This is a genomic window from Cellvibrio zantedeschiae, from assembly GCF_014652535.1.
GTDB lineage: Bacteria > Pseudomonadota > Gammaproteobacteria > Pseudomonadales > Cellvibrionaceae > Cellvibrio > Cellvibrio zantedeschiae.
In genome coordinates this window covers 619,897-644,849 of sequence record NZ_BMYZ01000001.1, presented here as the reverse complement: position 1 = coordinate 644,849, position 24,953 = coordinate 619,897, and the positions used below count along the sequence as shown (strand labels likewise).

Annotated in this window: 17 protein-coding genes; 5 read left to right on the top strand and 12 right to left on the bottom strand. The window is 45.8% G+C overall.

The window, feature by feature from the left end; all coding sequences use genetic code 11:
* Positions 1-197: 197 nt before the first annotated feature.
* The 8 genes from IE104_RS02870 to IE104_RS02835 all read right to left on the bottom strand — a co-directional run bounded on the left by IE104_RS02870 (position 198) and on the right by IE104_RS02835 (position 11,460).
* Positions 198-785: an NUDIX hydrolase gene (locus IE104_RS02870; protein WP_229837585.1), complete on the bottom strand. Its 588-nt coding sequence runs from the start codon at positions 783-785 to the stop codon at positions 198-200.
* Positions 782-1,099 (bottom strand): YqfO family protein, encoded by a 318-nt coding sequence (locus IE104_RS02865; protein ID WP_189415935.1) that lies wholly within the window; start codon positions 1,097-1,099, stop codon positions 782-784. The genes IE104_RS02870 and IE104_RS02865 overlap by 4 nt, the downstream gene beginning before the upstream one ends.
* Before the next feature lie 303 nt (positions 1,100-1,402).
* A complete protein-coding gene (locus IE104_RS02860; protein ID WP_189415934.1) occupies positions 1,403-2,578 on the bottom strand; it encodes a phosphoglycerate dehydrogenase in 1,176 nt (391 codons plus the stop codon).
* A 119-nt stretch (positions 2,579-2,697) separates the two neighbouring features.
* Positions 2,698-3,813: a phosphoserine transaminase gene (locus IE104_RS02855; protein WP_189415933.1), complete on the bottom strand. Its 1,116-nt coding sequence runs from the start codon at positions 3,811-3,813 to the stop codon at positions 2,698-2,700.
* 553 nt (positions 3,814-4,366) lie between these two features.
* A complete protein-coding gene (locus IE104_RS02850; RefSeq protein WP_189415932.1) occupies positions 4,367-6,289 on the bottom strand; it encodes a glycoside hydrolase family 97 protein in 1,923 nt (640 codons plus the stop codon).
* Between the two features lie 256 nt (positions 6,290-6,545).
* Complete coding sequence (locus IE104_RS02845) at positions 6,546-7,490, bottom strand: HEAT repeat domain-containing protein (protein ID WP_189415931.1); 945 nt, start codon at positions 7,488-7,490, stop codon at positions 6,546-6,548.
* Positions 7,491-7,557: 67 nt separating this feature from the next.
* The gene (locus IE104_RS02840; protein ID WP_189415930.1) at positions 7,558-8,616 is read right to left on the bottom strand and encodes a glycoside hydrolase family 11 protein; all 1,059 of its coding nucleotides are present in this window, start codon (positions 8,614-8,616) and stop codon (positions 7,558-7,560) included.
* A 486-nt stretch (positions 8,617-9,102) separates the two neighbouring features.
* Positions 9,103-11,460, bottom strand: coding sequence for a glycoside hydrolase family 127 protein (locus IE104_RS02835; RefSeq protein ID WP_189415929.1), 2,358 nt, complete (start codon positions 11,458-11,460; stop codon positions 9,103-9,105).
* Between the two features lie 533 nt (positions 11,461-11,993).
* On the opposite strand from IE104_RS02835, the gene IE104_RS02830 reads away from it, so the two are divergent.
* Together IE104_RS02830 and IE104_RS02825 are read left to right on the top strand one after the other, a co-directional pair.
* Positions 11,994-13,406 (top strand): MFS transporter, encoded by a 1,413-nt coding sequence (locus IE104_RS02830; RefSeq protein ID WP_229837584.1) that lies wholly within the window; start codon positions 11,994-11,996, stop codon positions 13,404-13,406.
* A 206-nt stretch (positions 13,407-13,612) separates the two neighbouring features.
* Positions 13,613-14,893, top strand: coding sequence for a hypothetical protein (locus tag IE104_RS02825; protein WP_189415927.1), 1,281 nt, complete (start codon positions 13,613-13,615; stop codon positions 14,891-14,893).
* A gap of 53 nt (positions 14,894-14,946) precedes the next feature.
* Here IE104_RS02825 and IE104_RS02820 read toward each other — a convergent pair whose 3' ends face one another.
* From IE104_RS02820 to IE104_RS02805, 4 genes are all read right to left on the bottom strand, one after another.
* Positions 14,947-16,125 (bottom strand): aldose epimerase family protein, encoded by a 1,179-nt coding sequence (locus IE104_RS02820; protein ID WP_229837583.1) that lies wholly within the window; start codon positions 16,123-16,125, stop codon positions 14,947-14,949.
* Positions 16,126-16,214: 89 nt separating this feature from the next.
* Positions 16,215-17,717: an L-arabinose isomerase gene (araA, locus tag IE104_RS02815; protein ID WP_189415923.1), complete on the bottom strand. Its 1,503-nt coding sequence runs from the start codon at positions 17,715-17,717 to the stop codon at positions 16,215-16,217.
* Positions 17,718-17,760: 43 nt separating this feature from the next.
* Entirely contained in the window at positions 17,761-18,453 is a 693-nt protein-coding gene (locus IE104_RS02810) for an L-ribulose-5-phosphate 4-epimerase (protein ID WP_189415921.1), read from the bottom strand.
* Positions 18,450-20,120 carry a ribulokinase gene (locus IE104_RS02805; protein WP_189415919.1) on the bottom strand — a complete coding sequence of 557 codons (1,671 nt, stop codon included), beginning with the start codon at positions 20,118-20,120 and terminating at the stop codon, positions 18,450-18,452. Before IE104_RS02805 ends, IE104_RS02810 begins: the two co-directional genes overlap by 4 nt.
* Before the next feature lie 334 nt (positions 20,121-20,454).
* Between IE104_RS02805 and IE104_RS02800 the strand changes: the two genes are divergently transcribed.
* The 3 genes from IE104_RS02800 (at position 20,455) to IE104_RS02790 (ending at position 24,864) form a co-directional block, all read left to right on the top strand.
* A complete protein-coding gene (locus tag IE104_RS02800) occupies positions 20,455-21,168 on the top strand; it encodes a FadR/GntR family transcriptional regulator (RefSeq protein WP_189415917.1) in 714 nt (237 codons plus the stop codon).
* Positions 21,169-21,435: 267 nt separating this feature from the next.
* Positions 21,436-24,309: a hybrid sensor histidine kinase/response regulator gene (locus IE104_RS02795; protein WP_189415915.1), complete on the top strand. Its 2,874-nt coding sequence runs from the start codon at positions 21,436-21,438 to the stop codon at positions 24,307-24,309.
* An 84-nt stretch (positions 24,310-24,393) separates the two neighbouring features.
* A complete protein-coding gene (locus IE104_RS02790; protein WP_189415913.1) occupies positions 24,394-24,864 on the top strand; it encodes an acyl-CoA thioesterase in 471 nt (156 codons plus the stop codon).
* Positions 24,865-24,953: the final 89 nt, after the last annotated feature.

Sequence of the window (24,953 nt, the reverse complement as noted above, 5' to 3'; positions counted from 1 at the left end):
AGAGATGTGAGTTAAGTAGGCATATGGGTTGATGCCAGCCGGCACAGCCCGCCTGGGGACCAGGTCAAATATTTTTATAATTTCACTGACGATTTTTGACTTGGGTTCGGAGAGCCATAGTTTTTTTATTTAAATGCTAAGAGTCATATTGGCAGAGGATTGCAGTAAGTCAATTAGCATTTACTGCACAGGGAATTCTAGGCGCTATTTACCCTTAAATATTGCAACAAGCTTAACAATTCAGCCGTGACACCCGCGGTGAAACCCCAAATTTCGTAACCTTCGTACACGTACGCAGGCATGCGAAAACGCACTCCGTTGCGCTCAAAAATATCAGTTCGCACTTGTAGACCGCGTTGAAATGCGGCAAGCGGCACTGAAAATAATTCTTCCAGTTCATGATGGTTTAAATTAAAGCGACAACCCGCCGGAATTTTCCCCACAAATGGCTGCACCATAGCACCGGATTTAGTAGGCCGCGCGGGCAAGGCACCGAGCACGTCCACCATCGACGGCGCCAAACCAATTTCTTCATGAGTTTCGCGCAATGCAGTGCTCAGTAGTGATTGATCTTGCAGCTCCCATTTACCACCGGGAAAACAGACTTCACCTGCGTGCTGATTGAGATGTTTTGCACGAAGTGTATAAATAATTTCAGGAGAGACTTCTTCGGTGATCAACACCATAACAGCGGCTTGCTTGGGGAAAGAGCCCACAAAAGACTGAGTTGCATCACCCTGGGGCTTTAAGGCTTCGGTAAGCGCATCCCAAAACTCGCTATTCACAATCCAGGCTCCGCCAATTGCCATACATCAATGGCTGGCTCTTCATAGGGATGGGCTGCCCTTAAGGCTGTCACTGCCGTTTTGATCAACGAATCATCGCACACCATTTCAACGCGATACTCGGTAACTTTTTCCAATTGCTGGACCTGGCCAATAAAAGGTGTACTGCCAGCAAGCGGACGAAACTGCCCTACCCCGGCAACTTGCCAACAACATTGATCGTAATTGCCAATAGCGCCTGCGCCCGCCGCAAATACGGCAGCCTTGACAGATTCAAGATGAGATTCGGGAACGAAGAAAACGAGTTTGTACATAAGTAGCTGGCAGCTCAAGAGGCTTACTTGCCAGTATCACATAGACGGAAGAAAAACAGCTAATGTTCAAAAGCGTTTACGGCGCAGGACTAGCAAGGCAAATTTGATTCTCAAAAGCGGACGCCTGCACGGATGCAGGCGGTAGAGCAACGCAGGAGCAGTTGCCGAGTTTACTTTAGTAAATCACACACCACATCCATGTGGTTCGCCCTTCGGGCAGCTCCGCTGTGTAAATTGCTCCTGCAATTTATGAGCAATTTGAGAATCAAATTTAACGCAGCTAGAACAAGCAAGTTAGCTTTTTTAAATAACGCGTACTGCTATCACATGCTGAACTTTGGCAATTGCTTCGACCACAGCGGCTGCTGGAGCCTGCTGAACATCGATAATATTGTAAGCCACATCTCCACGGCTTTTGTTGACCATATCAATAACATTGACTTTGTTATCAGCCAATACTGATAACACATGGCCCAACACACCTGATACGTTTTCGTTAGAAAAAGTAATGCGCGCGCCGGTACTTGCACCGCGATCCAAAGCTACCGCAGGGAAGTTTACCGAGTTTTTGATATTGCCGTTTTCAAGGTAATCCATCAACTGATCAGCCGCCATAATTGCGCAGTTTTCTTCAGCTTCTTCGGTGCTCGCGCCAATGTGTGGCATGGCGTAAACGTCTGGGCGATTCAACAAAATTGGTTCCGGGAAATCGCAAATATATTTGCCCAAATGACCCGCATCCAAACTCTCAACCACAGCATGTGCATCAACAATTGCTTCACGTGCGAAGTTCAAAAGTACTGAACCTTTTTTCATTACTTTTAAAGTGTCGGCATTGATCATGTGTTTGGTCGCATCAATTGCTGGAACGTGCAAAGTCACGTAGTCCGCACGCGCCAAGAGTGACTGCAAGTTTTCCATTTTGGAAACTTGGTTCGGCAAACGCCATGCAGCTTCTACAGAAAGTGCCGGGTCAAAACCTACTACGTTCATACCAAGAGCCAAAGCAGCATCAGCGATCATCGAGCCGATTGCGCCGAGACCAACGATACCCAAAGTTTTACCTTGCAATTCAAAACCAGCGAAGTTGGATTTTTCTTTTTCCAACAGCTTCGACATTTCTTCAGCATCGGTCATGTGCGTCAAACCGTTCACATAAGCCATGCCCGGTAAAATTCCACGCGAGCCGAGCAACATGCCAGTGAGCACCAACTCTTTTACCGCGTTGGCATTAGCACCGGGTGAATTAAATACCACAACGCCCAACTTGGTGTATTCAGCAACCGGCACATTGTTGGTACCTGCACCTGCGCGTGCAACTGCTTTTACGCTCGCAGGCAAAGCTTCACCTTGCAATTTGTGACTGCGCAGGATGTACGCATCTGGCGAACCAATATCGCTTGCAACTTCGTATTTGTCACGACCAAAACGGCTCAGGCCTTTGATGGAAATCGTGTTGTAGGTTTTAATTTTAAACATAATTTTTTCCTTCTTCGATGCGATGATTCAATCATCGTTTGTATAAGTCTTAAAACTAATAAGCGTCAAAACTAAAAAGGGCCGTGTAAAAACACAGCCCTTAAAGATTTATTTAGTGATTAACCTTTAGTGGCTTCTTGATATGCCCATGTCAACCAAGGCAAAAGCGCTTCAAGATCAGAAGCTTCAACAGTTGCACCACACCAAATACGCAAACCAGCTGGAGCATCTCGGTAAGCACCAATGTCGTAAGCTACACCGGCTTTATCTAACAACTTGATCATAGCTTTTACTTGATCTTCAGTCGCTTTCAACACGAAACACACAGAGGTGTTTGAACGAGTTTCTGGCACTTGTGGCAAGAAGCTGATCCAATCATTTGCAGCAACAAATTTTTCCAACACAGCGAGGTTTGCATTTGAACGCGCGATAGTTTCCTTCACGCCGCCGATTGCACGTACCCAATCCAAGGCATCCAAATAATCGGCAACAGCAAGCATAGATGGAGTATTGATGGTTTCGCCTTTAAACAAACCTTCAGTCACTTTACCGCCGCTGGTCATGCGGAACAGTTTTGGCATTGGCCAGCTTGGCTTGTAAGTTTCCAAACGCTCAACCGCACGCGGGCTCAGGATCAACATACCATGAGCACCTTCGCCGCCGAGCACTTTTTGCCAGCTGAAAGTGATAACGTCTAATTTTTCCCATGGCATTTCCATAGCGAATACCGCAGAAGTTGCATCGCAAATGGTCAAGCCTTTACGGTCAGCTGGAATCCAGTCGCCGTTAGGAACTTTTACGCCTGAGGTAGTGCCGTTCCAAGTGAAGATAACGTCGTTATCGAAATTCACTTTGGTCAAATCTGGCAACAAACCGTATTCGCCGTTGTGAGCGTTTACGGTCAGCTTTAATTCTTTGGTGGCATCGCTCAGCCAGCCATTACCGAAAGATTCCCATTGCAGGATGTCCACACCGCGTTGACCGAGCAACGACCACATAGCCATTTCCACTGCGCCTGTATCTGAACCTGGCACCACACCTACACGGTAGCCGGCTGGCAAACCGAGCAATTCAGCGGTGTCTTCACACGCGCGTTGCAATGCGGCTTTACCAATAGCGGAACGGTGTGAGCGGCCAAGAGTAGAAACATCCAGTTGATCCAAACTGTAGCCTGGGCGCTTGCTGCAAGGGCCAGAAGAGAAGTTTGGGTTTAGGGGCTTTACCTGTGGTTGCATGTTAATCCTCTGATATCGATAGGGTGTGTATCTGCAAAGACCTAGACACACTTAGGCTGGGATTATGCGCATTTGAAAATGAGCGGATAAGCCCAAATTTGGGGGTCGTGATTATGCCAGCTACAGCAGAAATAACCTAGGTCAGAAAACCCAAAAAGCTGGATTTTTGTGCAAGACGACAAACGTGGGGCAAAAAAAAGCCCTTTACAATGCAAAGGGCAAGAGGGAGACGTCGATGCATCAACCAGACATCGACGGTGAGAGACTGTCACCATGAAAAGCAGGCTGAATAAACAATCCGCTTTATCAACTCATGGCGCCCACTCTAGTGTTAAATGACAGCGCTGTCAACAGCGCTGTCATTTTATCATGCAAATTTACGTGGAAGGGTTCACAACAAGCGCCAAATTGATCCAAAAACCGGCAAGATTTGTATAAAAAAACCGCAGCTTTTAAGGCTGCGGTTTTTCCTTCAAACATAAGGACTAGCTCAACAACTAACCGAAGTGATAAATGCACTTACGCATTTGCACTCAGCTATTTACTCTCGCTTTTATTTAAACACCGCAACAAATCCGCCGTGCGATTTGATGTTAAGCACCGTGGCTTTATCGCTCGCAATTTCACTTTGCGAAAATTCGCGCTCGGTTGCACCGTCGGTAATGAGCGTGCCTTTTTTGTTGCCGATAAAACTTAAATCCAGCGTGAGGTTCTCGTCAGCACCATCGCCATTCAAACCTGCAACATACCAGGTGTCACCCGATTTACGTGCAATCACAACATGCTTGCCGGGAACGCCATCCAAGAACTTAACCTCTTCCCATGAGCGCGGTAAATCTTGCAAGAAAGCTTTTACATAATCCGGTGCGGTTGCCATGCCTTCTGGAATTTCCGCAAAGTGTTGGATACCAGAAATAAACAGCACCGACTCTGCCAATTCAAAACCATTGCGAGTCGCGCGCTTGATATTAGGAATATCACCAAACGCCATGGGCGTGAAATCCATTGGATCAAACAGGTTGCGTGCAAAAGGTGCCATAGCAGCATGAGTTGGAACCGCATCCTGATTGGCCTGGGTAAAGGTAGCAAATTCAAACCCTTTAATGGCTTCCATGGTCATCAGGTTTGGATAGGTACGCTGCCAACCACGCGGTAAGGTTGCGCCGTGGAAATTAATTAACAAACCTTCTGCCGCTGCATCTTTCAAAATGTCGATGTAGTAAGCAATCATGGAGCGACCATCACCGCCGAAGAAATCAATCTTCAAACCTTTCACGCCCATTTCACGCAACAAAGCGAATTCTTTTACGCGTTGCTCGTGTGTTATCAATTTACTTTTTGGGCTGTAAGGCGTTTGGTTCCAATCGCCTGACGAGTTGTACCACAAGATAATGCCGATATTTTTAGTCTTGGCGTAATCGACTAATTCTTTCATTTTTTCGTAGCCGATTTTTTTATCCCAATCTGCATCAATTAGCGTGTAATCCCATTTCATGTCTACCGCGTAATCGATAAATTTTTTCTGTACATCAAATACGGTGAAGTCGTCTTTCAATATCGCCCAGCTCCAGGACGCATGACCGGGTTGAATATATTTTTTATCGAACGGAATCGCTTTGTCCGCTAAATCCGTTCCCAACGTAGACTCCATCACCGTTGGTAAATTTCCAATTGCCAATACACGCCAGGGTGAAATTAAATCGCTGTGACTTTCTGCAAGCAAATTACCACCAGTGAAAACTTCGGCCGCCATAGGCAAACCGATTTTGTATTCGCCTTTGGTGGATTCAGCTTGCAAACGCGACGCGTGGAAACTGCCATCCATATTAACTTCGGTAATTGCTACCCAGGTGTCATCGGTTTTATAAAGTGCAGGGAAAACCCAACCGGCGGGACTCGGTGAGACTGTGCCGACAGGAGTATCCATCACATAAGGTTCTTCATAGGAAGGATTGGTGTTGCTCCATCCCGTTTGCGCCACCGACATAGGTTGCATCCAGGCTTTGGCGTTTTCAGCAAAGCTGAAGCTGGTGGTTTCGTTTTTAAACTGCAAATGTTTTTTGCCCGGGTTCGGCACCTGGTAGCGGAAGGCTACACCATCGTTAGAGAGGCGGAAGGTCACATTAATGTCCTGCCCTGCCGCATTTTTAAGGCTGATGGTTTGTTCATTCGCCTGGTAATGAATTTTGTGCTTTTTACCGACCATCATTTCGTAATCATCGCTTACGGCTTTAACAGGCGATGTGTTTTTGATGGTCAAGCCTTTGGTGAAATCTGCATCGGTCAGCTCCAACCCGAGCGCAGAGGTTTTTACGATAGGTTTTCCATCGCGCAGTACGCTGTACTGCAAACTGCCCTGCTCTGATTGGCTCAAATGAACCTGAAGGTGTTTATCCGGGCTCGATATGTCCTGCGGAGTATTTTTGGCGCAAGACACCAGCAGCAAGCAGGTCACGCCTAAGCAACGTTTTTTCATGGAAGTTCTCTCTATTTATGGATGGGCCAGCCCTTCACCATGCGGCAAGGGTCAATTTATTTGTATTATCATTATATTTATATCATAGATAACAGAAAACTAACCAGAGAATGGCTGTGCCCGTGTGTTGGAATTTGTAAAGCAAGAGATCGGAAAACCAGGAAAGAACAGCACAGACGAACAGTAAAGAAGGTGAATACCGATTGAAAAATGAGCGAGATGCAACACTCGCTCCAAAAACAGCAGGGAAAAACAATCAAGGATGGGGAATTATCGGCAGCTCTGCCGCTATATCGGCACTGGACAGCGTAGTCCTTGCACTATCACTCAGGTTACGTAAGTGACCGGCAACATCTATGGCGAGCGAACTGATATTAGGGTCAGGATCATTTACCAGTTTTTCCACCAGCGCAAGATGTGATTGGTTGCCCGTGGCACGCATGGCTAAGAGTGCATCCAGGCGCACGTTGATATCCGCATCGTGCAACATAGGCGCAATCACGCTAACGGCATTCACGTAATGGGTTTTGGCGAGATTTTGCAATGCATGTTGGCGAGCCGTTGGGTCGTCGCTTTTTAACTGCGTGCGCGCATCGGAAAGATGATTTTCCATAAGCGCGTTATTGCCGCGTTGCGACAAAACTTGTGCGATAACCCGCTTTACATCCGGGTCGGACTGCTTGGTATAAAGCGATTGCAGGGCGTAATCGGGCAAATTTTCGCGATCATTCGCCATATCAAAAATGCCTTTACTCACAATCGCGACTTTTTCTTGTGACGCGTCTTGCGCGAGCAAATCACTGACCTTTTCGGTAAACGAACGCGGATCATCTATAGAGCGAGTCCCCAAATTTTTTAGCATTTGGCCGGAATCTATGGCAACTGCAGTCCCGTATTGCGCATTCTCATCGAGCGACGAAGACAAATCCGAATTCGCCGTACGAGCCAATTTTGCAGCTACACCATTGGAATTAGTTGTACTGCGGCTTTGCAGCGATAGCCAGTTAGTATTTTTTAATTGTTGATCTTTTTGGTCTAGCAAGGCTTCCAGCGCGCGTATCCTGTTTTCCATAACGAGGATTTTCTGGGTTTGGTCTGAATCGTCGGCGATAAAAAGCTGTGCGGAAAATGCGAGCAAAGCGCCAGCAAAAGCAGCCGCAACGAGCGGTTTTATCGAACCGATTTTAGGAGGAGTGGACATAGGCTTCTCTTATTGTTCGCGAGTCTGAATGCCAACCCATAGAGGGTTGGCACTTTTTAACAAACAGCTAGATGTTGCCGTAACCAATAGCGCCGTTACAGTGCATCCACTCGCTCAAACCATTGCCGCCGCCACAAGCGCCGTTTTGGTAAACGCCGGTGTTGTAGCTTTGAGCTTCAGATTGACGAACAGAACCGTTAACGCTGATGTAATCCACTTGCACATCGCGGCTACCAGAGTCATTGGTGTACTCAACCAAAGTACCGCCACTTAAACTGGTAGTTGCGGTGTAGTTGGTCATAGTTGTAGACAGCGTCCAGGTTTGAACTGCAGTGCCGTTCACTTTCAGCGTAATGCTCTCTCCACCCGCTGAACCTTTCGCACGTACAACAACGGTTTTACTTCCACCAGAAGCCGAGCTTGAACTACCGCCGCCAGAACTAGAGCCCTCGCTTACAGTAATGTTAGAGCTACCGCTACTTTGGTAACCTTCGGTTTCCATGATCATGTAGTCCCAAGTAGAACCCATGTTCATACCCTTGGCTTTCCACGCATCAAAGTGGTTGCCAGTAGTAACGGAACCGCTTGAACGCTTGGACGTACGAACACTCCAGAATTGATCGAAGCTACAGCTGTTGCCGGTAATACAAGGAGCATTGTCGCGGTGCATTTTATAAATATTGTAGGTACCGCCGTCAGACGTGAATGTACCCAATGAAGTACCGCCTGGTGGAGTCCAACTACCGTAGTTCTCAACGATGTAATACTCAATCAATGGGTTTTTAGTCCAACCGTAAACGGCCAAATACCCATTGTTGCCACCGTTAAAGTTACCAGAGAAGTTCACCACTTTGCGGCCACCGGTTGACCAGCCCTTACCGGCAGTAAAGTTGCCAGTATTACTCCAGGTGGTTGAATAGTTTCCACCAGAACCTAAAGTCAGCGAAGCCGAACCCGGCTTATCTGTCCAAAAGGAATAGTAGAAACCGTTATTGGTTCCGGTTGAGTTGGAACTGATTGTCTGAGCGCTTGCCGCTTGGCCAAGACCTAACAAACCAGCTGATACCGCAACAAAACCTAAAACCTGACTAACTCGGGGTAGCACTTTTTTTATTGTGTTTTTCATATTATTTCTCTCATTTCATGGATTGATTAACCGATCTCCATGCACAAAACCGCCACCCAAACAGAAAATATAGAAATGCTTATTCTCCTTGCAGGTGTTTGTGTACTTTTCGGCTAAGGTTGATTTGCCGATTGCAACCATCTTCCCATTCATTATTTTTTATCGGGTTAGATGGCATCCATTCCCCGTCATGATATGAACCAATAGAGGCAATCGACGGTGCGCCCTGAGGGGGAGCGCAATTCAAATGTAAATGAAGCTTTAGGCTGGTTTCAATAAAAGAAAGACAATGCAGGAAATATAATAGTCATTGTGACTAAAAGTGACATTTTTGGGTTACACAGTGAGGCGAAAGTAACCAACTAGCCTCATCGATAAAACATAAATTTACACAAGTAAACCAAAGCTTACAGTCATTTAAATCATATAAATCAAAGACATAGCCCCGCTGCAGCTATGTCTTCAACGATTGTTTTATTAATTTTGCTATTTTTTCAATAGGCGTAAGCCGTAAATACTGCCCGCTTTGGAGCCCTCACGGGCCACAAACTTAACAATCAGTTTGCCCTTGGATGCTCGTACCAAACTCTCGGGAATGGCGCAGTCACGGGTATATATATCTTGGGTAGCATCGGCTGCTAATTTGATGGTTTTTATCAACTTGTCGTTAATGAATACATCAAACTCATTGCCAGCATCCGCTTTGGAAAAGCTCAAACGCAAGGTTTTTGCCTCAAGCTTTTTGTCAGTCAATTCGTAGCTCATCCAGGCCTTGGTATTGCGCCAGCGCATGCCGTTGGAGATACCCGTATCTGTTCGATCAGCTTTAAAGAAATGATCAGACTCCGGCTGCTGCTCACCCGGCGCTACCTGGTCAACCGTAATCGCATCCAGGGCTATGCGCTCTGCTTCTTTGCGCGCTGTTTCCGCTTGCAAACTCACTAGATTCTCCGGTGTTGAATAGGGCAAATAGAGGCTGTAACGGGAATCGTGCAAACGGAAGAAAGGAACAAATTCCAAAGATGCTGAATTGGGGCCCTTGACCACATCGGGCGCGGTAAAGGTTAAAGATTTACCCGCAACTGGTTTTATCTTGGCCATGAAATCGGTTGAATCGCTGACAAACAAAGGGGCAGCTTCCAATGGGCACAACTGCCCTTGGGCTATATGGCCCATGCGCGAATCATCCGCGATGAAACTCACTTTTTCATTGGGGAACGGATTTGTTTTTGCAGCCAGCACAATGGGGCCATGTAATAGTGCGTAGTAATTGGATTGATCTGGCATTTGTTCCAATTGCGTTTTCATCGGCAGAGTTACGTCAATCTTGTCACCTTTACGCCAGCTGCGATTCAAGCTGACGTATTCGCCCGGTTGTGCAGAAATCGCAACAGGTTTTTTGTTGATGGTGATTTTCAATTCATCTTTGCCGACCCATTGGGGGTAACGAATTTTCAGCGTGAATTTTTTATTGCTCTTAATGGTGATATGAGAGCTTTCTTCGTCGGGGAAAATGGTGTTTTGAACTAACTGAACATTTTTCTCACGCCAGTTTAATGTAGAAGGGATAAATAAATTTACGTACAAGGAATCACCATCGTGCGCATAAATAAACTCACCGTATTTTGCGTGGCTTTCAATTCCTGAACCCACACAACACCACATAGCCTTATCCACTTGTGAATAAACACGATAGTGGTTCGGGCGCATGGGGGTGAAATAAACAAAGCCACCTGTATCCGGGCGTTGCGAGCCTAAAATATGGTTGTAGAGGGCGCGTTCGTAATAGTCGGCGTAGCTTACTTTACTATCGGTTAAAAACAGCATTTCGGTGAGTTTGAGCATGTTGTAGGTGTTGCAGGTTTCCGGCCCTTCCACTTCGCTAATCATGCTGGAGAAATCTTTGTCATCGTGAAAATGTTCTTTCACGCTGTTGCCACCAATCGCGACTGTGCGGTGATCGTGAACGGTTTGCCAAAAAAACTGTGCAGCTTCTTGCCAATCTTTTTTGCCAGTTAAATCGCCAATGCGTTTAAAGCCAATCACTTTGGGAATTTGTGTATTCGCATGCAAGCCGGTCAACTTGTCTTGATCTTGTTTGAGCGGATTTAAAATAGCCTGATGCGAAAAACGCTCGGCAAGCTTGAGATATTTTTGGTCGCCCGTGATCGCATACACATCCGCAAAAACTTCGTTCATGCCGCCGTGTTCGCTGCGCATCATGGCTTGCATTTGTTCATCGGATAAATGATTGGTCAGCGTCAATGCCCAATCGGACAAGCGAATTAACATGTGCTTCGCGTCCTGGTTGCCCGCGTATTTATAAGCATCACGCAAACCCGCAAAGGTTTTGTGGAGGTTGTACCAAGGCACCCACTTTCCGTTTACCGAAAAGTTATCTGCCTGCATTTTGCCTTGGGCAATTTGATTGAAGGCATCTTTTCCACCCGGAATGCCGCCTATGTAACCATCGCCATTGTTATCCTGTGCACGCTTGAGCTCTGCAACAAAATAATTCAAACGGCGCAAGATTTCAGCGTCGCCCGTTGATGCATACATAAGCGCAAGCGCAGTGAGGTAATGCCCGCCCACGTGTCCATCCAAGCCTGACGACTCCCAATTGCCGTAGCTTTCCTGCTTTAGTGGTAAACCTGCTTCACGCAAAAAAGGCGCGAGCAATTTATCCGGCTCAAGTGCCATCAAATAATGGAGATCGGTATTTTGTGCGTCCAGAAAGGGACTTGCGTTAAGGCGAACATCGTTCAGCGGGAATAATTCGGCTGCAGAAGATATTGGGCTTTGCATTGCCAATACACAGGAAGCAAACAAGATTATTTTTTTCATAGGTACCCCTGGAATAAATTTAACTCACATATTTGCCTAGCCAAAAACAAACAAGCCTTAGGCTCACCGTTATTCATTATGTGCGACCAACCTGCGCCCATAAAAAAACCGTTACAGGTTGCCCTGTAACGGTAAAAAATGGTGTGAGCAACAGATGGCTGCTACACACACTCCAACGACAACATTAAAACCAATCAATTTGCACACCCCACCAAATAGGGATGCCAACGTATTTGTATTATAATAAACAGTATTTTCATGAAATGCCAGCCAAATTTTAGATAGTGATGGTAAAAGCGGCTTCTGCCGTAAATTAACAAGGATTTACGTAAATCTACGAGGAGTGATTGAGCTTTTGCGCAAATTTCCATTCAACAGAGACGGATATTAATAGTATAATAGGACGTTTTTTATAGCATTTGAGAACTATCTTCCCCTTAAAGGGTCTGTGAGTTCCGCTAACAAAGATTTGCACCCCAACCGATTGCGGTGCTCGCCACATAGACAATAAAATCAATAATTCGGGGGATATAATGTCCGCTAATAAACAAGACCTCACTATCGATCAATCAATGGATAACAACATGTCTAATTCTTCACCTAAAGGCGGCAGCTTAATTCTGTCGATTGTTTACATCACCGCACTATTTTTTATCTGGGCGTTTGTAACCAACCTGATCGACCCACTCGTCAAAAGTATGAAGGTGATTTACACCCTTACTGACGCGGAGGCACAGCTCAACCAATTCGCGTTCTTTATTGCTTACGGCATTATGTCGATTCCGTCAGCCGCTTATCTGGCGAAAAAGGGTTACACCAAATCAATTATTTTAGGTTTGATCGGCATTATCGCTGGCTGCCTGATTGCCTGGGCAACCACCTTCTCACACAGCTTCGTCACCGTATTGCTCGGTTTGTTTGTGGCAGCATCGGGTATCACTCTCTTGCAAGTAGCCGCTAACCCGCTGATTGCTTCTATGGGCGATCAAAAAGGTGCAGCCTTCCGCTTGAACCTTTCACAATCATTCAACTCATTGGGTGCTTTTGTGGGTGGATGGTTCGGCGCTAAATATTTGCTTGATGGTCCTTTGTTCCATAAAGATGTTGTTGTAACGCAAGACTTGCTAGATACCGGTTTGTCATTCGTAACCAACGTTTATTTCCTGATTGCTGTTGTACTCGCGGTATTCACTATTGCTGTATTCCTGGTGCGCAATACCATTGCTATACACGCGCCTAAAATGGCCGCTCACACAGAGTCACCATTCTCCGCATTGAAATCCAAATGGGCCAACCTGGGTGCCTTGGGCATTTTCCTGTACGTTGGTGCAGAAGTTTGCGTAATTTCAGGCATGATTTTCTTCCTGGAACAAAAAGAAATTCTTAACGTACCGGCGCAAACCGCTGGCTATGTAGCACCTTATTTCATGTTGTTAGCCATGGTTGGCCGCTTTGCTGGTTCAGCTTTATTACGCTACCTGAGCGCTACCAATATGCTGGCATTCGTAGCCTTTGGCGCAACAGCTTTGTGTACCTTCGTAATCTGCACCTATAACTTGCCAGCAACTCCACTGGGCGGCACCTTCACGTTCCACGGTTACGATGCTCCAATCACCATGGGCTTCTTGCCGGCTATTGCAGCAATCTTCATTGGCTTGTTTAACTCCATCATGTTCCCCACTATCTTCACTTTGACCTTGGAGCGCTCTACTGCGCCAGCATCTGCAACTTCGGGTCTGATGTGTATGGCGATCTGCGGCGGTGGCTTTATCTCCGTAGCCTACGGCTTTGCAGTGGATATGTTGTTGGCGCACTTCCCGGTAGGCGCTCGCTCCATCGCCTTCGTAGTACCGCTGGTTTGCTACCTCTATGTATTGTGGTTCGCATTTGCAGCCAAGAAAGCACCAACCCATGCGATTGAAGAAGGTGTGTTAAGCGCGCACTAAGTTTTAAAAATGCCCCATAAAAAAAGCGATCATCTGATCGCTTTTTTTATGGGCACAATTCCACGTAAACCACCCCATTTTTCTGCTGCAATCATTTGCCAATCTGGTTAAAATCCGCCCGCCTCCTCCGTAATAACCTGTCGTTCAAATCTAACAATTACAATACGGATACCTGGAGCATTACTTAAACAGACAAAGGAAAGCACATGTTCAAACATCTTATTTTATTAAGCGGTCTATTTGCTCTTTTAACAGCCTGTGGTGGCGGTGGGGGCGGCGGCAAGAGCCCAAGCACACCACCAGTCACTACCGAAAGCAGTTCTGTCAGCAGTAGCGCGCCGAGCAGCAGTTCAAGTTCATCATCAAGCTCTAGCAGTTCTTCCAGTAGCAGTTCGTCTAGTAGTAGCTCCAGCTCCGCATCCAGTGTTAATCCTTGCAATAACACCGGCGGAACCATTTTTTCAGAATGCTTGAATACAAACTACGGAGTTATCTGGGCGGCACAATATATACCCAGCTATACCGAGTACACGGAATCCAAATCTGGACAACAAGTTCAATGGTCAATTCAGGATAGCAACAGCACCCACAATAAAGTGTTGGATGTGAGCTTCACCGACAATGATCGCAAAGGCCAATTCATGATCGGGCATCCGGACATTAGCCCCGCTTCGCAGGATGAAACCCAATTCCAAACCGGCTCTTTGCAATTTGATGTACGCGTGTTGAATGCCGGTGATGCTTATGATGCACAAGCCGGTGGTGTTGTGTTTTCCGTTCGCATGGATTGTTTGTGGCCCTGCTCTTCACATGAAGCCAAGATCGTCATCCCAACATTGGACACCTGGACTCATATAAACATCCCCATGAGTGATTTCATCGCAACAGGACTGGACCTCACCAAAGTTAATAACAGCCTGGTACTGGTGCCGGTAGGGAACAACGCGAATTTGCACATACAGTTAGATAACGTGCAACTCGCCAAAGGCGGCCCCGTAGTAGCTGGACCAAAAGTGATTTTTAAGGAAGACTTCAACAACAAAACCATCCCTGAATGGAAAGTCACCAATGTGTCAGGCAACGCAAGTACCACCGCAACAACTGCCTACGGTTTTGGTACAACCTTAAACATTATTTGGCAAAGCGCTAACAACGTGGTGCGTTTTGACACAACATTGGATAAGTCCATCGACATTACGAAGAAGCAAGCGAGCTTCCAAATTATTTGTTGGAAAAATACCTCGATGAACTTTTCATTCCAAATGGTTTCCACCGATGTTAATGGAACCACAGCAACAACAGACGCTAACTACGCAACGTCGCTGAAGGCAGATACTTGGTACAGTGTATTTGCTGATTTCGGCACCGTATTTGAAAGTGGCTATGATGCGAAACGCGTTAGCAAAGTTGGATTGCAGTTGAATTATTTAGGTGGTTCAGTTGCCACAACAATTTGCCAAGTGGATACGATTCGAATTACTGAATAGCAATAAAAAAAATAAGGCGCCCCAAGGCGCCTTATTTTTTTCTAACCATTTAATTATTTGGCTACAAATTTGAAGCCAATTTTGCTCTTGTACTCTTCACCTGGTTTAAGCAAAGTACTTGGGAACTTTGGTTTGTTCGGAGTATCAGGATAGTGTTGCGGCTCTAAACAAATTGCACCGCGATATTCAAACTTCACGCCCTTGCCTTCCACTTTTCCTTCCAGGAAGTTACCACTGTAAAATTGAATGCCTGGCTCATCAGAATAAACTTCCAAAGTACGGCCTGACACTGGATCAGAGAAGCGTGCATCCAAGCCCCACTCGTCAGCGGTTTTCTTATTCAGCACCCAGTTGTGATCGTAACCACCACCGTTTTTCAATTGCTCGTTCGTTTGACCAATCATTTGACCAATTGTGTGAGCTTTAGTGAAATCAAACGGAGTGCCTGCAACGGGAGCCAACTCGCCGGTTGGAATCAAACCGCTATCAACAGGCGTATATTTGCTCCCGTTAATGTACAACTCTTGATTCAAGATACTGCCCTTGCCCACCATGTTGAAATAAGGGTGTTGGGTCATATTAACGTGCGTTGGTTTATCAGTTGTTGCGCCGTAAGTGATGGTGAATTCGTTGTTGTTCGTCAACTCGTAAACAACCGTAGCTTTCAAATTACCAGGATAACCTTGGTCACCATCTGGACTGGTGTGCGTTAAAGTGATGCCAACAGAATTTGCAGTTTTGAAAGATTTTGCATCCCACAACACAGCCCAGAAACCTTTGCTGCCACCGTGCAAATGATTGGCGCTGTCGTTTTTGTCGAGATTGTAAGTTTTACCATCAATTGCAAATTGCGCCTTGCCAATACGGTTTCCGTAACGACCGATCAATGCACCGTAATAGGATTTATTTTTCAAATAGCCATCGATATTGTCGAAACCTAAAACGATATCAGCCATATTGCCGCTTTTATCTGGCGTGATCATGGAGGTAATAACGCCGCCATAGTTAGTTGCTTTAACCACTACGCCATTTGCGTTAGTCAAGGTGAACAAAGTAGTTGATTCACCAGAAGGCAATTTTCCAAAAGGAGCTTCAGTAACACTTAATTGCGCTACTGCTTTAACTGCCGCTGGTTTTTGTGAAGCGGCAGCTGCAGCGGTTTCAGCGGCGAAAGTGGGTTGTGCGCAAGCTGCTGTAACACAAAGCGCCAAGGCCAGTCGTTTAAAATTCATTATCATTCTCCTGTTATTATTTAAAAATCACCGTTGTAGTTCATTTTAAAAATGAAAGACGATATTGAATATCGTCTTTCATGTGCCTGTTAAACACCGTCTTTCAGATGATAGTAAGCAGCGTTGTGACGCAACTCGGTTTTAAATGCGCGCACACTAGTGTTTGCATCAATAACCAAAGCTTCAACACCCGCCATTTCTGCGTAATCAACAATCTCATCTGCCGTCACACCTTGGGTGTAAGCACTGTGATGCGCGCCACCAGCTTGAATCCACGCCGTTGCTGAGATCTCTAAATTTGGACGCGGTTCCCAGAGCGCTTTTGCTACCGGCAACTTCGGCAATTCTTGCGGTGGCGTTACTGTATCCACTTCATTAATGATTACGCGGAAACGAGTGCCAATATCAATTAAAGAAATGCACAAAGCGGGGCCCGCTTTGCCGGTGAAAATCAAACGCGCGATATCGTTGCGGCAACCAATGGTGTGCAAATGAACTTCAAGTTTTGGTTTTGCAGCAGCGATTGATGGACAGACTTCCAACATGTGCGCACCCAATACTTGATCAACTCCACCGAAGTGATAGGTGTAATCTTCCATAAAGGATGAACCACCTTGACGACCTTTAGACATAACCTTGCAGATGTGAACCATCGCTGCAGTTTTCCAATCGCCTTCACCACCGTAACCAAAACCGGCAGCCATTAAACGTTGTGTTGCCAAACCAGGAAGGTTGGTTAAACCAGTCAAGTTTTCGAAGCAGTTTGTGAATGCACCAAAGCCGCCGTCAGTTAAAAACTTCAGCATGCCCAATTCAAGACGCGCTTCGTTTTTCAGCATTTGATATTGATGTTCGTCATCAAAAATCGCTGGGTTAACATCGTATTCTTTTTTGTAAGTTTCAATTTGTGCAGCAACTTGTTCGTCGGTTACCGCATCAACCACTTTTTGCAAATCGCCCAAACCGTATGCGTGAACTTCGTAACCAAACGTAATTTGTGCAGACACTTTATCGCCATCAGTCACAGCAACTTGACGCATGTTGTCGCCAAAGCGCGCCACTTTTAAGGTTTGGCTTGCATGCCAGCCCATAGCAACGCGACACCAGCTGTCAATTTGTTTTTGTACAGACTCAGTTGCCCAGTGGCCAACAACCACTTTGCGCTCTTGACGCAAACGCGTGCTCACGTGGCCGAACTCGCGGTCACCGTGCGCACTTTGGTTGAGGTTCATAAAGTTCATGTTGATATCAGCAAATGGCAACTCAGCGTTGAACTGCGTATGCAAATGCATGTAAGGCTTGCTCAATGCGCGCAAACCAGAGATCCACATTTTTGCAGGAGAGAAAGTGTGCATCCACAAAATCAAACCCACGCAATTTGGATTGCTGTTAGCCGCTTGCGCTACCGCCAAAATTTCCGCCGGAGATTTCACCGTGTCTTGCGCAACAATCTTGATAGAAAGATTGGCAGACTCAGTCAAGCCCGCTGCAATTTTTTGGCTGTTCTCGGCGACTTGTTTCAGCACGCCAGGGCCGTATAAATGTTGTGAGCCAGTGACCAACCAGACTTCTTTATCGCCGTAAACTTTCATTTTGATTTCCTCAAAAACCTATCTATTAAATTTGCTAACTCAATTATTTTTGCCCGTAATAGGCATTTTTTCCGTGCTTGCGTAAATAATGCTTATCTACAATCCCCTGTTTTAAAGCCGCCGTATTTGGCTGAAGGGTTTTAGTGAGATAAGCCATGCGCGCAATTTCTTCTAATATCACCGCGTGATAAACCGCATCAGCACCATTCTTGCCCCAAGTAAATGGTGCATGACCTGCAACAATCACCATAGGTACTTCTTTTGGGCTGCGTGTTTTAAAACAATCCGTAATTTGCACACCGGTTTCTTCTTCGTAGTCGCGCTCAATTTGCTCATCGCTCATCACTGCCGTGCAGGGAATTTCGCCGTAAGCGTAATCAGCGTGAGTCGTTCCATAACAAGGAATGGCTTGCTGTGTTTGCGCCCATGCAGTGGCATAGGTCGAATGGGTGTGAGTCACGCCGCCGATGGAATCAAAGTGACGATATAAGTGTGTGTGGGTTTTGGTATCGGATGAAGGACGCATTTTTCCGTCAACAATATTGTTTTCCAAATCCACAATAACGATATCGTCCGGCTTCATAACTTCATAGGCTACGCCGCTTGGCTTAATCGCGATCACACCTTTTGCACGATCAACTTGCGATACATTACCCCAGGTATAAACAACCAAATTGCGACGCTGCAACTCCATGTTGGCTTCGTATACTTCGCGCTTTAATTCAATGTAACTCACTTCAGAGAACCTCCATTGACGAAAGCGCCGAGCGTTAAATATTTTTGATACAGGCTTTCATAAGCCGCTGCAGTTTGTGCGTTAGGTTTGTAAGTTTTGCACACGGTTGATGCCATCACTTTTTGCGCGCTGGCAACGTCAGGATAAACACCACCCACAACAGCACCGAAAATGGCGGCACCCAAGGCACAACTTTGTTCGCTCTCTAAAACTTCAATCGGGCAATTCCAAACATCTGCGCAGGTTTGCATAACGAAATCAGATTTTTTGGAAATACCGCCAATCGCCACCACAGAATCAATGGCAACACCTTCTTGTTTAAAGCGCTCGATAATCGCACGCGCACCGAACGCAGTTGCTTCAACCAGCGCGCGGAAAATTTGTGGTGCATCGCTGCCCATTTTCAAACCGGTAATTGCCATGGTAACCGATTGGTCTGCATCTGGTGTGCGGCGGCCGTTAACCCAATCCAATGCGGTAATGCTGGTCTCGCCTACAGCAACTTCACTCGCGGCTTTACTCAGCGCAACAATAGTTTTGTCTTCAAATTCTTGAATAAGTTTTTGCTTGGTTGCTTCATCTAACAAAGATGATGATGACACGAGTTGAGTGGCGGGCCAGTTCACCACGTTTTTAAACCAGGCATACAAATCGCCAAATGCAGATTGCCCCGCCTCAAGACCTACCAAACCGGGTGTGACGGAACCATCAACTTGGCCGCAAATGCCGCGGATGCATTTATCACCAATATCTTCATAACTTGCCACAGTAATATCGCAGGTTGATGTACCCATAATCTTGGTCAGCACACCAGGTTTTACGTTTGCTGCAACAGCACCCATGTGACAATCGAACGCGCTAAAGCTCACTGGCGTTCCCACTGGTAAACCGAGCAAACCAGCCCATTCTGTGGTTAATGAGCCGCAGGTTTGGTCTGAAGTAAAGGTTTCAGCGGGTAAACGATCGCGCAGGCCGTCCAAAAGCGGATCAATACCCACAAAGAATTCGTTGGGTGGATAACCACCCCAGCTTTCGTGCCACATTAATTTATGGCCAGTGGCGCAGCGGCCCATACGCAATTTGGAGGGATGAGTCGTGCCGGTAATTACGGCAGACATCCAGTCGCAATGTTCCACCCAAAGGTAAGCAGCCTTGGCAACGGACGCGTCTTCACGCAACACGTGCAGGGTTTTCGCCCAGAACCATTCAGAGGAATAAATGCCGCCTTCGTATTTCAAATAATTTTCTTTGGCTGAATTTGCGGCTGCAGTAATTTCTTGCGCTTCTTTGATGGCAGTGTGGTCTTTCCACAACACGAACATCGCATTGGGGTTTTCAGCAAACTCTGGCTTAAGTGCCAAAGCCATACCGTCTCTATCCACAGCGATAGGCGTAGAACCCGTAGTATCAAAACCTATGCCGACAACTTTTGCGGCAGCACCAGCCGGTGCTTGCGCCCACAAGCCTTGCACAACTTGCTCAAGGCTCTCAAGGTAATCCAGGGGATGTTGGCGAAACTGATCTTTCGCGGGTACAGAATAAAGGCCTTTTTTCCAGCGTGGGTAATAGACCACGTTTGTTGCTACTTCCTTGCCGGTAAGGGCGTCTACCAGCAAAGCACGAACAGAATCACTGCCATAATCAAGGCCTAAAGCATAAGAGGTCATCACGTCACCATTGTCATTTTTACGCCCAAATCGGACGCAGCATTTTGTATGATAATATTATTCTCCGGGCGTGCTTTTTGTCAATCTATCAGCTATAAATTGAGCCTTAAAATAGGAAAAAATTCCTGGCTTTAGCGAGGTCGATTTTCCCGTCGCTCTTACACCTACATCAAAAGATCCCAATCCGCAAAAACTTATCCTGGTTTCAGCTTAACCAACAAACAGCGCTACTTAACTTGGTTAAATGCGCATTTAAGCGAAATGCTTATATTGTAATATTAAGCATAAATCGTTACCCTTCAGCCCATAATTTAACAATCTGGATTGCACATAAATGGCGCTTCTCGACCGAAACTTTAACCTCTCTCACCGCATGGTCCATGAATTGGGTAAGGCTATTATTTGTGGCGAATACAACACTGATGGTTTACCGACTGAAGCAGAATTGTGCGACAAATTTGGCGTGAGCCGTAGCGCTGTGCGGGAAGCAGTGAAAATGCTGTCGGCGAAAGGATTAATTTCCAGTAAGCCGCGCCAGGGTATTCGTGTTCAAGCAGAAGAAGAATGGAATATTTTTGATCCAGATCTTTTGCGCTGGTCCCTCGAAAGCAAACCTTCCATGAAAGTGCTGAAAGAATTCCTGCAAGTGCGTATTGCAATCGAACCGGAAGCCGCTGCCCTCGCCGCACGCTATGCTACCCAAGAACAAATTGATGCGATTGAAGCTGCATTGGAAAGAATGAAAAATGCAGAAGACAATACGCCAGAAGATTTGGATGCCGACATCGCTTTCCATATCAGTATCCTCTACGCCAGCAATAACCGTTTCTACGTGCGCCTGCGCGATTTTATCCAAACTGCATTGCGCGTGAGTATCAGCCACACTAGCCCGATGAAAGGCAACCATGAAGGTATTGTGGAAGATCACGCCAAAGTCTTTAACGCCATTAAAAACCGCAACCCTGAGCGCGCCAAGCACTCTATGTTGTTGCTAATTGATGAAGCACTGAATTTTATTGAAGAAGAATTGGCATCTAAATCGAACTAATTTAGAGAAGCCCGAAAGCGAAAAAGCCAGTGACGCAAGTCACTGGCTTTTTTATTTCCCTAATCTAAGCGACCTAGCGTACGGAGCTTAAATCAACACGTGGATACACTCTTTCCGCTTAACCATCTCGTAAGTTGACCTGACTTAGGTTGAACTTGTAGCAGGCTTCTCAAATACAACTACTCGCTTGACACAAAAGAATAAACGAAGTTATTGATGTGTTTAGTCTGTAGCTTTATTGGCGTGACATTAACGAAGGAAGCCAAGGTGACTAGATCACAACTAGAAATAAGCCACGCTGATATTGGACTGAGCTCAAAAGAAGAAAGAGCTGAGTTATTACTCAACGGACTGGCAGAACACGCAATCATTATTCTTAACCCACACGGAAATATCGTTGAGTGGGGTGGAGCTGCATCGCGAATCACTGGCTACGCAGCTGCGGAAGTCATTGGCCAGTCATTAAATTTTTTGTTCACAGAAGCAGACATATCAGAAGCTATTCCTGCTGCTGAATTAGCAAACTGCTTAAAGCAAGAAAGATTGGAAAATAAGCGCTGGCATTTACGCAAAAATAGCTCACGTTTTTTTGCAATTGGCACCACTACGCCGTTATACAAAAATGGCGAGCTGAAGGTATACAGCAAAGTGTTTTCAGATGAAACAGAACGCCAGAAGGAAGGTGAACGAAGAGCCCTGCTTCTCATATTAGCGCGACATATTCTTCAGTCACCCGATACTCACGCAAAACTTTCACAAGAAGTGTTTGAAATGATTCGCGTACCGCTCGAATCAGATATTTTATTCAATTACAAACTAACGCAGAACAATGATTTGCAACTGGTTACTGAAGTTGGAATTCCTGATCATCTCAAGCCAGCCGCGGCACGTCTCGATATAGGCCAGGCATTTTGCGGGAACGTGGCAGCAACCAAAGAACCTTTAGCTGCAAATAAAGAACGTATTTGTGCAGATGCAGCGGGTGCATTTGTACTTCAGATGGGTGTGACTGCCTACGCGTGCCATCCTTTATTCAGCCGCGACGGAAAAGTCATAGGCACTTTTTCGGTGGCTAGCACAACACGAGACGAATACTCAAAAAGTGAAATAGAATTTTTGCAAACTGTCAGCCACTTTATGGCCATCGCTTGGGATCGCCATCAAGCTGAAGCGCAGGTTGCCAGCGTGCGCGCAGAATCAGAACAACGCAAACGTTTATACGAAACCATATTATCAAATACACCCGACCTCACTTACGTATTTGACCTGCAACATCGCTTTTCTTACGCCAATAAAATTTTATTGGCCATGTGGGGGAAAACCTGGGATGAAGCCATAGGCAAAACGTGCCTTGAATTAGGGTACGAGCCTTGGCATGCCGAAATGCATGACAGGGAAATTGAGCAGGTTAAAAAAACCAAATTGCCTATTCGCGGTGAAGTGCCTTTCGCAGGTACTTTTGGCCGCCGCATTTACGATTATATTTTTGTCCCTATATTAGATGCAAATGGCGAAGTCGAAGCAGTTGCAGGTACCACACGCGACATCACCGAATTAAAACAAGCACAGGAAGAAACAGCAAAACGATTAGAAGCCGAAAAACAACATGCAATCTTGATCGGAAAAGTTGCCGAAGCTAGCCAATCTTTAAACGCACTCTTATCAGCTAAAAGCATTGCGCAATTAATGGCGGAAAAAGCGCGTTCCATTATTGGTGCCCATCAAGCAATCGTATCGATTAGCTCACCTAATAACGTCACTGTTACCGCGAAATCTATTTCCGATGAATTTACACCCCAGCATTCACAAAATCTTGAAGCGGAAATTCTCGACAATAAAAAATATTTATCTATTCCGCTGCGAGGAAAAGGCGAACAGCACCTGGGCACACTACAACTCTCACATAAATATGCTGGGGAATTCAGTAGCGACGACGAAGCAATATTAGGTCAGCTCGCCGCCATCGCCAGCGCGGGTATTGAGAATGCAACCATGTACGAAAAGCTACAAGAGCAAGATCGTCGCAAAGACGAATTTCTTGCAATGCTCGCCCATGAATTGCGCAACCCCCTCGCCCCTATTCACAATGCTGTCGCAATTTTTGAGCGCTCAACATTATCTGAACCCGATCTAAAAACACTGAAAATGATGGAACGCCAAGTTAAACATATGGTGCATTTAATTGACGATTTGTTAGACGTATCGCGAATTTCCAGCGGAAAAATCGAACTCAAAAAAGAGCAAACTCAGCTCAATCAAATTATTCGGTCCGCATTGGAAGTTAGCGCACTTGCTATTGAAGCAAATAAACATGAATTAGTTATTGTTAACGACGGGAAAGATATTTTGCTTGAGGTAGATCCAATCCGCATTGCCCAAGTTATCACCAACCTTCTTAACAACGCTGCAAAATATACACCTGCTGGCGGCCAGATTGAATTGATTACAGAACAAGACGGCAACACGGCCGTCATCTGCGTGAAAGACAACGGCGTGGGTATTGTTCCTGAAATGATTTCTAAAATTTTTGAATTATTTACTCAAGCAGGAAAAACATTAGACCGCGCCCAAGGCGGGCTGGGTATAGGGCTCGCAATTTCCAAACAATTGATAGAGTTACACCAGGGAACAATTACCGCCGAAAGCGACGGCCATGGTAAGGGCGCGCAATTTACAATTCGATTACCGCTTAGCACACAACCAGCTAAAAGTGATACACAGGAAGCAATGCGCTCCGTAGTTAACTCAACATCTGCTCATCGTATATTGGTAGTCGACGACAATATTGATGCTGCCGACACCCTAAGTATGCTTTTGGAGATATTGGGGCACGAGGTCAAAACAACCTACAACGGTTTTGATGCGTTGCAAGTAACCGCAAGTTATCAACCTGAACTCGTGTTATTGGATATTGGATTGCCCGGTATGAATGGATACGAAGTTGCCCGTGAAATAATTTCAAATTATCCAACCAATAGACCTGTGCTGGTAGCCCTCACGGGTTGGGGAACTGAGGAAGATAAACAACGCGCCCAAGAGGCCGGTTTTGATCACCACTTTACCAAGCCAATCGAGATGGAAAAAATAACACAGTTACTCAATAAAATTTGGGGCGATGCGAATAACGAAACTCAAAGCTGAAGAGCAAACTAAAACCTGTACCAAAATACGGGTTTTATACTAACCTTATGCTTATCACCTTTTGAGCGCGCAGCGAGATCCAACATGAGCCCACAACGAGACATCACCCTACGTTTTTTGGCAGAACCGCAAGATGTAAACTTTGGCGGTAAGGTTCACGGCGGTGCTGTTATGAAATGGATCGACCTTGCTGCCTACGCTTGCTCTGCGGGTTGGAGCAGTCGTTACTGCGTAACAGCTTACGCAGGCGGCATTCGTTTTGTATCACCGGTTCATGTAGGTAACTTAGTCGAAGTTAGTGCAAAAATTATTTATACCGGCAAGTCTTCCATGCATATCGCTATTGAGGTTAATGCATGTGATCCAAAATCCTTAAACCGCAGATTGACCACACACTGCATTGTTATCATGGTAGCGGTAGATGAATCCGGGCAGCCAGTTAAAGTCCCTGTGTGGGTACCTGAAACAGAAGAAGATAAAAAGCAACATGCAACAGCGATTAAACTAATGGAAATGCGGAAGAAAATTGGCGAAGAGATGCAAATTTTTGTTTAGATTTCACTCTGGCTAAAATACTTGCTTAAGTAAAAATCTGTGCTTACAACTCTCCGCAGTGGAGAAAAGTTAAAAAATTAAAAATTTAA